Genomic DNA, 15,069 nt, shown 5'->3' with positions numbered 1-15,069 from the left:
AGGTCGCGGCCCGCCAGGTTGAACTGGGGTCGTCGGATGGAACGGTGCGTGGGCGTTGTGGCCCGCCCTGCAGACGCTGGCCATGGTGCGTGCGGGGGGCGGAGGAGAGTCTGGCGTGGGGGCGCGGCAGCCGTCGGCTCGTGGGCTGAAGTAGTGGCGTGGGACTGCATCGGTACTTCTTCATTCACGGGTGGCAGGTGGTACTGACCGGAGACGTTGGTCAATCGTGAGAAGGGCGGCTGGTTCCCGCAGGCCGTGTGGGGCCGGTGATGGTTGTAGTAGTGCAGCCATCCGTCGAGTTCGCCGCGCCGCTCCGTCTCGGAGGTGTAGCAGCGGGCGTATGCCCAGCCGTCGGCCAGGGTGCGGTGGAAGCGCTCGATCTTGCCGTTGGTCTGAGGGCGATACGGCCTGGTCCGTTTGTGCCTGATACCGAGCTCGGCGCAGGTGTCGCGCCACAGGTGTGAGCGATATGCCCCGCCGTTGTCCGACAGAACCCGCTCGACGGTCACCCCGCGGGCGTTGAACCACTCGACGGCCCTCACCAGGACCGCGGTGGCGGTGTGGGCTGTTTCGTCGTCGTGGATCTCGGCGTAGGCGACGCGGGAGTGGTCGTCGATGACGGTGTGGACGTAGGCCTTGCCCATCAACGGGTCGGAGTACTTGCTCCTGAGCTTGCCTGGTGTAGCTGCCCGGTTCTTCTCGCCCTGGCGGCGTCCGACGTAGCGCCAGCCTCCGCCGTCGGGGATGTTGCCGAGCTTCTTGACGTCGACGTGGAGCATCGCGCCGGGATGGTCGTGCTCGTAACGGCGCACCGGTTCCCCCGTGGCGCGGTCCACATGCGACAGCCGGTTCAGGTGGGCGTCGGTCAGGATCCGGTGGACCGTCGACGGCGCGATCCCCAGCCGACATGCCAACTGCACGGGTCCTTCTCGGAGTCGTAGCCGCAGCTGGATACAGCGGCGAGTGACCTTCGGGCTGGTCTTGTTCGGTGAGTGGTGCGGTCGAGAAGAGCGGTCCTGCATGGACTCGCCCGCTCGGTAGCGGTCCGCCCAGCGCTTCACGGTGGGCCAAGAGACCTGGAAGCGGGCGGCAACCTCGCTGATCGGCCATCTGTCGTCGACGACGAGTTGGGCGACCTTCAAGCGGTGACGCGGTGTGAGGGCGGCGTTGGCGTGGGGCATGGTGGTCTTCCTGGTGACGAGCGGGTGGAGACGGTGATGGGGCCACACCCTGTGGTGCAGCCCCATCGATTCGGTTTGTCAGTTGCCGTCCGTGTCCTCGCTGTTCGGCGCTGAAGAAACAGCCGTCTCGGTGGGCGTTCCCTGCTCGCTCTGGGGCTGGTTGTCATCGTCGGGCACGATCTGGGCTCCGCAGCAACTGCTTTCCTGCTTGCGTGCGGTGAAGAGGTCCTTGAGTCCCATGGTTGTTTGTTCTCCTCGTGTGGTTGGGAATGTGGTGGTTGGGTGAGGCGATCAGTGGGATGAGGTAGCCAGCGGCGATGGCCGTGCCGATGACAGTGACCACGAAGGTGACGACCAGTCGGGGCTTGAACAAGGCGGTGAGCATCGAGATCTCGGGGATCGAGGCTCCGGCGCCGCCGATCATCAGCGCGAACACTGCACCTAGCCCCATGCCGGTCGAGCTGAGGGCCAAGCCGATGGGCAGCATCGTCCCGATACGCACGTAGAGCGGAACGCCAAGGACGGCGGCCAACGGCACGGCCCATGGCTTGTCGTCGCCAGCGACCGCGGCGAGTTGGTCCTGAGGTACGAAACCGTAGATACAGGCACCGACCGAGACGCCCAGCACCATCGGGACGAGCAGCGGTCGTAGATCCGACCAGGCCTCGCCGAGTGCGGGCCGGATCTCGTTGCGCAGGCCTGCCCAGGGGTGGGGGGTGCTGTCGTCGCCGACGACCTTGACTCGCTTGAGCTGGCTGGCCATACCGAGTCGTTCCCATACGAGGGGGGCGAGCAGTGACCAAGCGGCGGTGACCACCGTGTAGACCAACGCGATACGCCAGCCGAACAGCAGCACCACCCCGGCCACGATGATGGGATCCAGCAGCGGTGACGAGATCAGGAAGGTCATCGACGTCCGGAACGCCACCCCCGACTTCAACATCCCAGCCAGCACCGGCAGCGTCGAACAGGAACAGAACGGCGTGATCGCCCCCAGCAGTAGCCCTTTGACCGGGCCGGGAAGGCGCCCATCGGCCATCCAGCTCTGGATCCGATCCGGCCCGAACCGCCGGTTCACCAGCGCAACGAGAACCGAAATCAGCGAGAACAGGACGAGCAACTCGACCAGGATCAACCCGAAGGTCTGTACCGCATGAATCACCGCGCAGCACCCTCAGTCGATGCCTGACCCTCCCCTGCTGGGGCAGTGCAGCACGCCTTCTGTCCCTCTGGAGTGAGAGTCGCCAAGTGAGCGAGCCACTGCACCGGCGCCGCCAACTGCTCACAACACAGCTCGTAGATGTTGGACCGGCCCTCGGCCCGCACACTGATCAGCTGCGCTTCCCGCAAGGCTGCCACATGGTGACTCACCAGCGCCTGGCTCAACCCGGTGGCCTCCTGCAACTGCTTGTTCGAGCACGCCCCCGCCGCAAGCGTCAGCACGATCATCAGTCTGTTCTCGTCTGACAAAGGCTTCAGCAACGGAGCAAGCATCCGCGCGTGGTCCCGCACCGACAGGTCCGTGCGCAGCAGGGCAACATCCAGTGAAACTGTCATACCCACACGACAGACAAGCGCTTCTCTGTGTGACAAGTGGACACTTGTCTATCGATCAACGTCCCCGGTCAGTACACCTAGATGTAGTTGGTCATGACGTTGTTGACACGCTTCGGGGTGCGGGTGGCCGGGGGTTGGTCATGACAGGCGGTATGTGGCCGATGGTAGTTGTAGTGGTTCACCCAGATGGTGATCGCGCGGGACCGGTCGCTCTCGCTGGCGTACGGGCGGGCGTAGAGACACTCATCGGCCAGGAGCCGCTGGTACCGCTCGACCTTCCCGTTGTGACGGGGCGTGTAGGGGCGGATCCGCTGGTGGCGGGCGATGAACGCGCGCGTGGTGCGGGTGAAGGACCTCGCGGTGTAGTTCGGCCCGTTGTCGGTGACCAGCCGGGTGATCCGGGTGATGCCGTGGCTGGCGAAGAACACGCGGGCGCGGTGGAAGAACCCGATCGTGGTCGCGGCGGTCTGGTCGTCCAGGACCTCGGCGTAGGCCAGGCGGGAGAACCCATCGCCCATGGAGTGCAGGTAGGTGTATCCCACCCGGGTCGGGTGCCTGGCCCGGTCCTGGGCCGAGCCGCGGCCGTGGGCCCACCACCCGCCGCCATCGCGCAGCCGGCCGATCTTCTTGACGTCCATGTGGACCATGTGGCCGGGGTACCGGGCGGTGATCCTGCCCGGTGCGCGCAGGGTGTCCCCGGCGGGGGTGATGTCGCGCAGCCGGTTCAGGCCCAGGCGGTCCAGCCACCGGGTGACCGTCCGCACCGCGCACCGGTACCCGTGGGTGTGTAGGAGCTCGTGGGTGATGCGCCGGGCGGTCCACTTGTGCTCACGCCGCCAGGACTCGATGAGCTCGATCACCCATGCGGGCAGGCGCGTGGGCCGGTTCGCTGGGGCGCTGGAGACGTCCTGCAGTCCGCTGGGGCCCTCGCGCCGGTAGCGGTTGACCCACTTGGACAGGGTCGCCCGGGAGATCCGGAACTCGGCGGCGACGTGGGAGACCGGGCGGTCACCGCCCAGGACCTGCTGCACGGCTCGGCGGCGTCCCTCAGGGGTCAGTGGGGCGTTACGGTGGGTCACGGACGGGTCTCCTGACATCGCGGCGGTTGCTTAGACACCACCCATCGTGACGGCAGGGGCCCGTTCCCTCATGCCCACCCCAGCGTCAACAACGTCATGACCCACAACACCTAGTGATGCCCCACATCGAACGTGAGTTGCTCGTCGACACCGCCGTTGCCCGGCCCGATATCGCCGTGGATCGTGTGCTTTTTTGCGCGAAAGAGGAGGTCTTCAAGGCTTGGTATCCACTGACTCGGCGACAACTGGGCTTCCAGGACGTACGACTTAGCGCCAAGTCATCATTGAAGTCCCGTATCGCTGCGGCATTGAAGTGAACTCCAGCTGTGTGCCGTCGATCGTCAACGGGGGTGGGACAAATTCGAGGGACCCGTACGAGCTCACTGATCGCCTCAGGTCGACCTTCTCGAGGGGGGCGGGCGGTCCGGAGGGTGGGGCAGCCTTCAGAAGCTCCAAGGCCGTCCTGGCCAGAGAGAGGTGTGCGTGACCCGACCGGCCCTGGGCGCGGACTCGAATTAGAGCCAGCAGGGCCGCGCCCATGCCGAGGCCGGTGGCATGGTCGAGTGCCTGTACCGGCAGTGACCCCGGCTTCCACTCGTCGCCCTCTCCCTGACCATAGAGGTGGGCAATCCCGGTCGCTGCTTGCACGATGCTGTCGAAGCCGCGCTGGCCCGCATACGGGCCCTTCGTTCCCCACGCGTCGAGCGATACGACTGCGAGGTGCGGATGCCTCTCGCGCAGCGACACGGCGTCAAACCCCAAGCGCTGCAGTCCCTCCCAACGGTAGCCGAGCATGACGGCATCGGCCTCATTCAACAGCGAATGCGCCCGCTCACGGGTCGTGCGGTCCCTGAGGTCGGCGACCGCGCTGCGCTTATCGAATCCGGTATCCACGTGGTGGTCCCACAACTCGGGGATGTCCGGTGGGTCGAGTCGCAGCACATCAGCGCCAAGGGCACCGAGCAGTCGGCTCGCGGACGGACCGGCAATCACCCGTGTTAGATCGAGCACCCGGACTCCCTCGAGCGGGCGGCGCCCCTCCCCTCCTACGTGCGGTCGGATCGGCACCCCTTCGCTTGTTTCCCACTCGATCCACGCAGTGTCGTTCAGGGCGGCTGCCGAGGGAGAAGCCAGCCACTCATCCGGTTTGCGCACCTCTGCTGCCAGTCCGCCCTGGGCGTATACCGCCGCTTCGATGTCGGCGCTTGTCCGACGTGTTAGTTCTTGGCGTACCCCCTCCGCCGTGCGGACGCCAAGGGCATCCAGGAGCGCCTGCTCATGATGGGGGTAGTTCGCGTGCAACCGAACCCAGCCGTCCGCGGTGCGGTGAAAGCCAGACAACGACGCGAACCCGACGCAGGGAGTGCCGTCGATACGGAGGTGACTGAAGGACCCGAAGGACGCGGCCACCACACTCGCGTCGAGCGCGAACTTGGCCGAGTCTGCCGAAGGGTCGAGAGCACCCAGAGCCTTGGCGAAGGCCTCGACCGAGCCAAGAGCAAGCCCCTCGACGTCGAGCGGACCACCCCACCACCACCGAGGCCCTGTGCGGGGCACGTTGAGCGGAGGTGAGGGCAAGAGGCTCGCGATGGACCGCCACAACTCCAGAGGTGGTGTCTGGTGCTCTTCGCCCTCAACTCGAATCATGTGCTCATTATGCCCCAGCTGACGAGGCCCTCATCTCGGGAGGGGCCGCACAGATCGATGAAAATCCGCTCATCGGAGCGTAGTTTCCCAGTTTACCGACTGGACGAGCGGCCTTCCTGCAAGAGCCTCGCTTTCTAGTCACGGGGCCTCAACGCATGTGGTACCCTCATGGCGGTAAACCCGACAAGAGGCCTTGGGTGAGAGTGTGAACAGTCTCGATTTGGCTTGGTGTGCCACTGATTTGGGGTCTCGACTCGAGGCTTGGAACCGGACGGTTCCGGACGCCTTGCGGTGCCTGCCGCCCGATGCGGGGACTACTTCACGCGACGCCACGCGCGAGACCGACGGGTTCGACCACACGATGGCGGACTTCGCCGAGCAGATCCTCGCGATGATCTACGACGGCCCAGGCGTGGCTCTCCTGCACGGGGCTCCGGTCGACGATGAGGAGGGGGCGAAGGCCTGGCTGGGCCGCCTCGCTCGATCTCTCGGGCAGCCAGTTCCACAGAGTTTCGACGGCGCCATGATTGGTCGGGTGGAGGACCTTGGCGCCGATCACTCCAATCCGACACATCGCGGTCACAAGACCTCGGCCGCACTGGCCTTCCATTCCGACCGCACAGATGTCATCGCTCTGCTGTGTGTCCGCAACGCCGCCCAAGGGGGAATAAGTCGGATCGCTTCCGCCGCACGGGTCCGTTCAGTGCTAGCCGTGGAAGAACCCGACCTCCTGAAGGTTCTGGAGCGCCCTTATCCGTACGACCGCCGCGGGGAAGAAGGGCCAGGAGAGTCGCCGTGGACCACGCTACCGATCTTCAGCATGCTCCACGGCAAGGTCGTGGCCCGCTACATTCGCCGATTTGTGGAGTCTTCGCAGCGCCACGTCGACGCGCCATGCCTGACGGGGGAACAGATCAGGGCAATGGACGCGGTCGACCAGATTCTTAAGAGACCCGAAGTCGTGTACGAGATGGACCTGAAGCCCGGACAGGTGCAACTGATCGAAAACCACGCGGTCATGCATGGCCGGTCTGCGTTCCACGGAGGGGACAGGCTCCTCCTACGCCTGTGGCTCAGCACGCAGCGAAGCCCCGAGCTGCCCGCTGACTTCGCCCCTGTGTACGGCGCCACCGCCGCCGGTGTCGTGCGTGGAGGAGTGTGGCCTAAGGGTCGTCGCGAGTTGATCGGAACGCCCGTCACGGTGCGTCGAGGTCAGGGATGAGGGCCTCTACGGTGGGGGCCGAATCCGGAGAGCAGCTGACGTTGGGACCCGAGGGAGTTCAGCCGACCGTCATGGTTCTGCACGGCTTCGGAGACGCCCCCGGTGATGTGGCCGATCTGGCACGCGCAGTGACTCCGCCAGGAGGCTCAGCGCGCCTCCCAAAGCTTCGCGGCAGCGGCCTTGTCCCCGACGACCGCGGCTGGTCACCGGCACATCTCGCGGGTGACGTGCAGGCAACGAACCAGGACTTGGCCGCGCATGCGGTGGTTGGTTACTCCTATGGCGGCTCGATCGGTGCTGCCTACGCCCTGATTCTAGGTCCGCGCCGCGTCAAGGCATTAGTAGTGCTGGATCAGGCATTCGGCGCACAGCCAGACAGGAGCGAGCCGGAGCCGTGGTCTGAGGCCAGCGACCTCCTGTGGCATTACGACTACACGCATCAACTGATTGCGACAGCCCGACTCGGAATCCCCACTCTGTTGGTCATGGGTCGGAACTCTCACGTCGTTCAACAGGCGGAGAGCGAGGCGTGGCTGGCTCTGGAGGAGCCTGGTTTGGAGGTCGTGGTGGCTCCCGGGAATCACAGGGCACTCGTTAGACCACAGTCACGCGCCCTCGAGATCATCGCGGACTTCTTGGCTCGAACAACCCCCTTCACGGAGGAACAGTGATCCTGGATGACTTTCTCAGCACCGTCGCGGATGTGGTTGGGGTCCCCATACCCTCCGCAAACGACACGTTCCTTGACATCGGTGGTTCGAGCTTGGACGCCATCCGAATCCTCGCGAGGTTCGAGCAGGAGCACGGCATCCGGATTGACCCCACTGATTTCTTCGACTGCGAGCAACTGGGCGACGTAGCTCAGTTTCTGACCGAACCCACCGGCGCGCCGGAGACGGACTGGTTAACCGCCGCTGCGCTCGACTACGTCCCGGCAACGCACGCTCAACAGTGGGCACTTAGCTCGGAGCGCCTCGACCCAGATGCCCCCGCCTTGCAATTCCAGGTGGCCTTTCGGCTCACCGGAGAGTTGGACCTCGCCGCGCTAAAGACCGCCTTGGCCGACGTCCAACACCATCACGATGCTCTCGGAGTCCGATTTGTCCACGAGGACGACGAATACATCATGGAGCGGACGAACTGTTCTCCTTCACTCGAAGTGGAGACGCTCCCGCTTACTGACGATGAACCAGACGCCCCGTGGCGGGCTCACCTCGACAACTTCGCCCGCACACCCTTCCCCGCCGACGGGAACAAACGTTGGCGGACCCTCGTGATCCGGCATGACCCTCAGCTCAGTACCTTGTGCCTCGCCTTCGACCACCGGACAGCGGACGGATGGTCCCTCGGAGTCATCCTGGAAGACCTTGCGGTCTGTTACGGATCTCGCCGAAGAGGAGAGAAGCCGGAAATGGTCCCCGCCAGTTCTTGGCTTGAGTATGCAGCCCAAGAACGCGCCAACCTGCCGAAGGCACTGCAGCGAGCTGCGGAGCACTGGCGCCCACGACTGCCAGCACGGTACGAAGACTATCCCGTGGAGATCCCCGGCCGCCTCAATAACCCCACCCTGTCTCACCCGCGCACAATCCAGCATGAGTTGCCAACGGAAGCCGCGAAGGCGCTTGACCGGCTTGGCCGCACCCCGTTCGTTGTGGCCACGACCGCGCTGGCCCGCGCGGTCTCGGTCACCAGCGGCAGTGACGAGGTGCGAATTTTGACCAGCTCCGCCAACAGGCGTCACGTGGGCCACGAACGCACCGTCGGCTGGTTCGCGACAGGCATCTTTCCCACCTACCACCTCGACCCCCACGGCGATTGGGAGGCGGACCTCAACGACATCGCGTCCGAATCCCGCGCCGCGCTATCCGTGGGTGACGTGCCCGCTGCCTGTGTACGCCGCCTCCTGTGGCCCGATGCACCTGCTGGGTTCCGTCAGGACACGGGAATCTACCTAGCGTGCAACGACGGCCTGGCCGTCCCGTTCCAGTTGTCCGGACTCGCTGCGGAGCCAGTGGATACCCCAGACCGGGCCGACTCTCCCGGACTCCACTTCTTCGTCGAGCGGACACAAACCGCGTGGACCCTGACCTGCTATTTCCATGAGGGCGAGTACCCCAGTGAGGCTGTTGAAGATCTCATCCTCGCCTTCTTCAACCAACTGACATCGCTTCCCAACGCGACGAAGGAGAAGGCCCAGCCATGAACCAGACACCACCCACTGCCCATGACCAGCATTCCCACCACCTGGATATGGCGCGGTACGCGGAGCAGGGCTTCATGGAACTAGGACCGTTGGTCGATCCAGCGGATGTCACGACAATAACTGAGCTCTTCGAGAGACTTGACGCAGAAACAGATCTGCCCCCCAGTTGGGAGCCCCAATACGACGAGTCCACCGGTGAGCGACGCCTGCGAAAGTTGCGACGCTTGCTCTGGAACCAGCCCGAGCTATTCGCCCCCATCCTCTGTCGCGCAGGTCTGCCGGAGATTGCAGAATCTGTCATCGGCCCAAATGCGGTCGCAGTCTTCAGCGCCGCCTTCTTGAAGCCAGCCCGGATCGGTACAGCTGTTGGACTGCATCAAGATCAGGCGCTCTGGTCAAAAGAGTACCCGAAAGCGTTCAGCGCGTGGGTCGCATTGACGGACGTCGGGCCAGATAACGGGGGCCTCGCCGGCCGACCAGCGTCGCACCAAGTCATGCTGCCGCACTCCGACGACCCAAATCACCCGTGGCACCCGACTCTCACGGCCGTCGCTGATACCCTCCGAGACCCACATGAATTTATACTCAATCCGGGAGAGGTGGTCATATGGGATCGACTGTTCGCCCATTCCAGCGCCGCCAACAACTCCGATCATGACCGGAGAGGAATGGTCACCGTCTTCGCAGACGGGGGAGCCGAGGGTTTCGACCCCATCGACTCCATGAGCCTCGACGAGATCCGCCGACACGCGAGGGCCGCCGCATGAGGCCCGTTGCCCGGATCATCGACGCGACACTCCGGGAGGGCATGCAAACCGCCGCCGGGACTTTTTCCCTGGAACACAGCGTCGACATCGCAACGGCGCTCGCTGCCACTGAGGTGGTGGACATGATCGAGTGCGGCCACCCTCGGATCTCTCAGGCTGAGAGCGACCGAGTTGCGGCGGTGGTCAACGCCGCGGGTGGGACCCCTGTGCTGACGCATGCTCGGATGTGCCGTGAGGATATCGAGGCTGCGGTGAAGACCGGCGCCTCATGGGTCGGAGTCTTTATCGGCGTAAACGAAATCTCGACGCGCTGCCGCACGGGCCTGCTTCTTGAGGAGTCGCTCGGCCAGATCCGGGAAGGACTTCGGATCGCTGCTGATCTCGGTTTGCGCACGCGGTTCACGGTCGAGGATGCCACCCGGACGGAGTGGGAGCGCATTGAGGCGGTCCTCGATGTGGCCGTTAATGCCGGTGCTGATCGTTTGTGCCTGTCGGACAGTATCGGGTGCGCCGAGCCCGATCAGGTCGCAGAGCTATTTAAAAAGGCCCGCTCACGCTGGCGCGACTCCGAACTGGAGGGGCACTTCCACGATGACCGGGGGTTGGCCATGGCGAATTCACTGGCCGCGACCGATGCGGGAGCGACCTATATCTCCACATCTGTCAATTCGCTGGGTGAGCGCGCCGGAATCACTGATCTGAGCGCCTTTGTGGTCAACCAACACCTGCGGTCCGGGTCTGAGCTCCCGCCCCCGGGGGTGTTGCAGGACCTCAGCCAGCGCGTTGGGGCATACTCGCGCTCGGCACCAGATGGCCGCCGTCCGATCGTCGGGCGGGACGTCTTCACGCACGCTTCCCGCCTCCACACTCTTGCAGTGAAAAAGGATCCCGTCTCATACGAGGTCATTGCACCCGAGGCGCTTGGACGTGAGCGCCGATTGGGTAGTCATGGGGTCGAGCGCACCATGGAGAACCTCGTGGTTGTACCACCGGTGATCAGCGCGACCGAACTGCGGTATCACCGGCACGGTCCGGGTGACAGGTACGTGCTGGTCGACGACAGGCTCGTACCCTCTGCCAACCAATACTGCGTTGCCCGCAGGTTTCCCCCTGGCCGTCATCCAGATCAAGGCCATGTGGATCCGCACGTGCATGCCTGTGACTCGCTCTTCGGGTTTCTCGGCGACGAATCGGATTTCGGCGGACTCACCGTCGAGGTTCGAGTCGGTGATGAGACGCGGACGCTGGTCAGTCCAGCTTCAGTGTTCATCCCCGCCGGGGAGGTCCATTCATACCGTGCCATCGAGGGCTCCGGCATTTACCTAAACCACGTCCTGGCTGGGTCGTACAACGATAGCCTTCTCGAGTCCGCCACCCCTTTGCGCCCTTCATCTACTAAGGAGAAGTCATGACCTCGAGCAATCCCAAGGCGAGTGCATGGGACCAGATCGGTGGTTTGTTCTGGACCCAGGGACGTGTGAGCGCCCGGCCGAGCCGCACAGAGTTGGATCTCTTCACTGCTGACATGATGCCTGGTCAGCGGGTATGCATGATTGGAGCCAGTACCCGCGAACTCGCCGAGGAGATCCTCCGTCGGGGGGCTCGGCTGACGGTTCTCGACTTCTCCGAGAGGATGATTCGTGACCTCTCTGCGGTGATCGACAATGCGGACCTCCGGGTCGTGGACGTCACGGATAAGATCCCGGCTGATCTCGTCGGTGAGCACTCTTGGGTCGTATCCGACCGCTTGATCAACCGGTTCGATGCCGCAGAGGCACTGAAGGGGACCGGCGGCATGTCCGCACTCTTGGCCAAGCGAGGCCTCGTGCGCACCTCCGTGAAGCTCGGCCTGTACCCGATGGATGAGAAGATGCTAGAGCACGCCGATGCGACCGGGACATCTGCGCGTTTTTGGGATGCGGACTCGAGGACGATCGATTTCTCGAAGGCAGGAGAATCGCTTGAAGCAGGCGTTCTACCCCACGGATCTATTGACCTCGATCTGCTCAAGCTGTGGTATGTCGGTCGCGGCAAGGAGAAGCGATTCAACGAAGCTGAAGTCCGTGAAGTTCTGCTGGCTGCAGGATTGGCTGACGTCAAGGTGGAGGAGTTCCCGGACGCCCCTGACACGGCGATGTTCACCGCCCAGCGTACTGACTGATGTGCGGCATCGTCGGCGTAGAGGTGCGCGAATCAGGACCATCGCTTGACGCGATCCTTCAGGAGGCGCTGGCCTCGATGGAGCGACGTGGACCCGATGGTATGGGTTGTGAGGTCGACGTGTCCGGCACATCCGGCATCGGGATGGCGCGTCTGCGGGTGAGGTCCTTGCCCGAAACGTCGGTGCCCTTCCGCGACAGCGCCGGGCGTTCGTACGCGTTCAACGGCGAGGTCTACAGGACTCACTGTGAGACGGGGCAAAGAAGGGTGCGGGGTGGGGCTGACGAGGGTGTGGCTGTCCTCGATGGCACCTCATCCCCGGACGGCATGTGGGCGCTGGCCTGTCTCGAGCCAGACGGGTCGATCTCGGTCAGCCGCGACCCATGGGGTATAAAGCCGTTGTGGCTGCGCACCTGGCCAGAGGACTGTCCTAGCGTCGAGAAGTGGATGGTGGCGTCGTCGCTGACGTCGCTGATTGAGCGGGCGCCACGCGCGCAACATCGTGAAGACGCGGTGGCCCAGATGCTCCTAGTAGGTCAGGTCGTCGATGGCGGCTCTCTCTGGGAGGGCGTTCGTCCGGTGCCGCCCGGAGCTCGCTCCATCGCGGACCGCCAAGGTCTACCCCCTGAGGAGTGGTACACATCGGTCGCACGGGGGGCCCGGGAGGTGTTGACTTCGGCGACGAGTCAAGCCGAGGTCAATGCGCTAATCCGCGATGCGGTGGGTTCCAGTGTCGAGGCCACGTTGGATTCCGATAGGGCTACCGGTCTGGCGGTGAGTGGAGGACTCGACTCGACCATTATTGCCGAGCATGCCCGCGATCTCGGGTACGAGGATCTTCGAACAGTCAGTATCAAGGTCCAGGGCGATGAGGACGGCCTGACCTCACTGGAGGACCTCCCCGTCGAGGGGAGAGCACCGAGCGGTTGGCAGCATCACCTGCGTCAAGTTGGTCCTCAGGACTACCTCGACTTGCTTCGGAGGTCGGTTCGTGAACTGGGGCAGCCCACTCGGATGACATCGGTTCCGCTCTATCTAGCCTTGGCGGACGCTGCTGCCGAGGCGGGGATTGTCGTGCTCGTAGTCGGCGAGGGAGCCGATGAGGTGTGGGGGGGATACCGCTCTTACCTAGGCATCCAAGACTCGACACGACCAATCGATTTCTACCTGCCGCAAGGTCACAGCGACCTCGTCGCGCAACTCGTTGGCCCCCAGACTGCTCAGCGTGCGCGCGATGAGGTCCTTCGCGCGCTACCCGAGGGTCGCGGAGGTGAGGCGATTCGCCGAAGCGAGCGCACCTTCAGTCTCCGTCCACTGCTTCATCGAACTGACGCCCTGATGATGGCGCGCTCCATCGAGGCCCGGACCCCCTTCTTGCATGGGGAGTCATGGGCGTTGGCGGCCGAACTGCCCTGGCAATCGCTCGTATCGGCAGACCAGACCAAGGTTGCCCTTCGCGCTGCCTACGCCAATCTGTTGCCGCACTTCCGACATGAGCGAAAATCTGCCTTTCGGGCGCCTTGGAACCGATGGCTTGCCAACGACCTATCGGCGGAGGTCACCGAAGTCGTCCGATCGGCGTCACCAGCGATGCGTGAGGTGGGTGTCGACCCGGCTGTTGCGCTCGAAGTGGTGTCTCGTGGCGTCGCTGGCGACGCTACAGCTGCCGCCTGTTCCTTCACTCTGTGCAGCCTCGCTATCTGGCTGGGAGAACAACATGACTGATGAGCACCAGAGGTTGGCCGTGGCCTACGGTCCCGAGGCCAACATGCCGACTCTTCACGACGCGGTGGAGCGCGTTGTGAAGCAATGGCCTGAGCAGGTTGCGCTTTCTACAGAGGAGGCGTCATACACGTATGCCGAGCTGTGGCGCTCAGCACAGAACTGGTCCGGCTTGCTGGCCGAGCACGGAGTTGTCGAGGGTGACATCGTGGTAGTCACGGGCAAGCGTTCGACTGCCTTGGTGGCGGCGCTCTTGGGTGTATTGATCCGTGGCGCGGTGTACTCCATCGTCGATCCTGGGTGGCCCATGGCCCGGCGTAAGGTCTTGATTGAGCGCCTGCACCCGCGGCTAGGGATCGGTCATGATCCTGGTGAGATCGACTTGGACGGTCTGCCCTTGGATGATCTCAATCACGTCCCGGATTTCGCTCCGGCGCCGGGGCAGGTCACACCGGATGACCCTGCTTGCGTCTTTTGGACGTCCGGCAGCACAGGGATGCCGAAGGCCGTGGTTGCTACGCATCGGGCGAACAGTCGCCTCTTCGGTTCGTCTTCACCCGTGCCGGTCGGTCCGGGGCATGCTTTGCCAGCACTTGCGGCAGTCGCGTGGGACGGGTTCGCCCTCGAGTTGTGGAGTCAGCTCCTCGCGGGTGGTCGGCTGATTCTGCATTCCGCCGACTACTTCATGCCGGGCGATGCTCGTGCCGCGGTAAACGCTGGCGCCACCGATATCTTCTTGACCGCAGGACTTTTCGACATCTTCGTTGTCGAGGACTTGGAGTGCTTTGCCGGATTCGAGTCGGTCTGGGTAGGAGGGGATAAGCTCTCACCCTACAACTCGGCGCGGTTCTTGGAGCGGTATCCGGACGTTCCCCTAATCAATATCTACGGGCCGGCAGAGTGCGGTATCTTCATCGCCTCTCACCGGGTGTCGATCAAGGACACCGTCGGTGACGGGATTCCGGTCGGCTCCCCAACACCTGAGGCGGTCGTTACCGTTGTCGATGATGGTCGGATCGTGAGTGGTGATGCGTTTGGTGAGATCTGGACGGCGGGCCCGCCATTGGCGCTGGGCTATCTGGGTGACGATGCCGCGTCAAGCGCCGCATTTGTTGATGCTCCGATGGGAGCTCCCGTGGGAGTGCCCGGGGATCGCTGGTACCGGACGGGGGACCTTGGGCGGCTGGATGCCAACGCTGTGCTGCACTTTCACGGCAGAGTTGACCGACAGATCAAGGTGGCTGGCCACAGATTGGAGCCGGCCGAGATCGAGGCCGCGGCTCTGGCCGAGGGCTGCGACCACGCCTGTGTCGTCCCGCGGACGCATGACGGTGTGGTGGTCGGACTCGCGATGGCCGCGGTGAGCGCGCAACCCATAAATCCGCGTGATTTGCGGGATCGGCTCGCACGGAGCCTCCTCCCGCAGGCCGTGCCATGGCCGATCCTGATGGTCCCCGATCTCCCGCTGAACAGCTCCGGCAAGATCGACCGTCTCCGAGTTGCTGACCTGATCACCTCGATGGGCCGTTGA

The 15,069-nt window shown here is 64.2% G+C and carries 12 protein-coding genes and 1 pseudogene; 8 read left to right on the top strand and 5 right to left on the bottom strand.

All coding sequences use genetic code 11. The features are described 5' to 3' along the window. Positions 1 to 200 precede the first annotated feature (200 nt). The 5 genes and pseudogenes from ACY8FT_RS05505 to ACY8FT_RS05485 all read right to left on the bottom strand — a co-directional run. Positions 201 to 1,181, bottom strand: a pseudogene (locus ACY8FT_RS05505) (IS481 family transposase); the annotation flags it as partial. Positions 1,182 to 1,344: 163 nt separating this feature from the next. Then, positions 1,345 to 2,343, bottom strand: coding sequence for a permease (locus ACY8FT_RS05500; protein WP_462417906.1), 999 nt, complete (start codon positions 2,341 to 2,343; stop codon positions 1,345 to 1,347). Next, complete coding sequence (locus tag ACY8FT_RS05495; protein ID WP_462417905.1) at positions 2,340 to 2,738, bottom strand: ArsR/SmtB family transcription factor; 399 nt, start codon at positions 2,736 to 2,738, stop codon at positions 2,340 to 2,342. The genes ACY8FT_RS05500 and ACY8FT_RS05495 overlap by 4 nt, the downstream gene beginning before the upstream one ends. Before the next feature lie 77 nt (positions 2,739 to 2,815). Then, positions 2,816 to 3,817, bottom strand: coding sequence for an IS481 family transposase (locus ACY8FT_RS05490; RefSeq protein ID WP_462417904.1), 1,002 nt, complete (start codon positions 3,815 to 3,817; stop codon positions 2,816 to 2,818). Between the two features lie 267 nt (positions 3,818 to 4,084). After that, complete coding sequence (locus ACY8FT_RS05485) at positions 4,085 to 5,464, bottom strand: CoA transferase (RefSeq protein WP_462417903.1); 1,380 nt, start codon at positions 5,462 to 5,464, stop codon at positions 4,085 to 4,087. A gap of 193 nt (positions 5,465 to 5,657) precedes the next feature. Between ACY8FT_RS05485 and ACY8FT_RS05480 the strand changes: the two genes are divergently transcribed. Genes ACY8FT_RS05480 through ACY8FT_RS05445 form a run of 8 tightly spaced genes read left to right on the top strand, consistent with a single transcriptional unit; the run spans position 5,658 to position 15,069 of the window. After that, positions 5,658 to 6,686: a TauD/TfdA family dioxygenase gene (locus tag ACY8FT_RS05480; protein ID WP_462417902.1), complete on the top strand. Its 1,029-nt coding sequence runs from the start codon at positions 5,658 to 5,660 to the stop codon at positions 6,684 to 6,686. Then, entirely contained in the window at positions 6,683 to 7,357 is a 675-nt protein-coding gene (locus ACY8FT_RS05475; RefSeq protein WP_462417901.1) for an alpha/beta fold hydrolase, read from the top strand. The genes ACY8FT_RS05480 and ACY8FT_RS05475 overlap by 4 nt, the downstream gene beginning before the upstream one ends. Next, the gene (locus ACY8FT_RS05470) at positions 7,354 to 8,889 is read left to right on the top strand and encodes a condensation domain-containing protein (RefSeq protein WP_462417900.1); all 1,536 of its coding nucleotides are present in this window, start codon (positions 7,354 to 7,356) and stop codon (positions 8,887 to 8,889) included. Before ACY8FT_RS05475 ends, ACY8FT_RS05470 begins: the two co-directional genes overlap by 4 nt. Beyond that, positions 8,886 to 9,656 carry a phytanoyl-CoA dioxygenase family protein gene (locus ACY8FT_RS05465; protein ID WP_462417899.1) on the top strand — a complete coding sequence of 257 codons (771 nt, stop codon included), beginning with the start codon at positions 8,886 to 8,888 and terminating at the stop codon, positions 9,654 to 9,656. The genes ACY8FT_RS05470 and ACY8FT_RS05465 overlap by 4 nt, the downstream gene beginning before the upstream one ends. Further along, positions 9,653 to 11,068: a homocitrate synthase/isopropylmalate synthase family protein gene (locus ACY8FT_RS05460; RefSeq protein WP_462417898.1), complete on the top strand. Its 1,416-nt coding sequence runs from the start codon at positions 9,653 to 9,655 to the stop codon at positions 11,066 to 11,068. Before ACY8FT_RS05465 ends, ACY8FT_RS05460 begins: the two co-directional genes overlap by 4 nt. Continuing rightward, positions 11,065 to 11,817 carry a class I SAM-dependent methyltransferase gene (locus ACY8FT_RS05455; RefSeq protein WP_462417897.1) on the top strand — a complete coding sequence of 251 codons (753 nt, stop codon included), beginning with the start codon at positions 11,065 to 11,067 and terminating at the stop codon, positions 11,815 to 11,817. The genes ACY8FT_RS05460 and ACY8FT_RS05455 overlap by 4 nt, the downstream gene beginning before the upstream one ends. Next, the gene (locus tag ACY8FT_RS05450; protein ID WP_462417896.1) at positions 11,817 to 13,541 is read left to right on the top strand and encodes an asparagine synthetase B family protein; all 1,725 of its coding nucleotides are present in this window, start codon (positions 11,817 to 11,819) and stop codon (positions 13,539 to 13,541) included. Before ACY8FT_RS05455 ends, ACY8FT_RS05450 begins: the two co-directional genes overlap by 1 nt. After that, a complete protein-coding gene (locus ACY8FT_RS05445) occupies positions 13,534 to 15,069 on the top strand; it encodes an AMP-binding protein (RefSeq protein WP_462417895.1) in 1,536 nt (511 codons plus the stop codon). The genes ACY8FT_RS05450 and ACY8FT_RS05445 overlap by 8 nt, the downstream gene beginning before the upstream one ends.

Source organism: Kytococcus sp. Marseille-QA3725, assembly GCF_054950055.1.
This window is presented reverse-complemented; position numbering and strand designations above follow the sequence as displayed.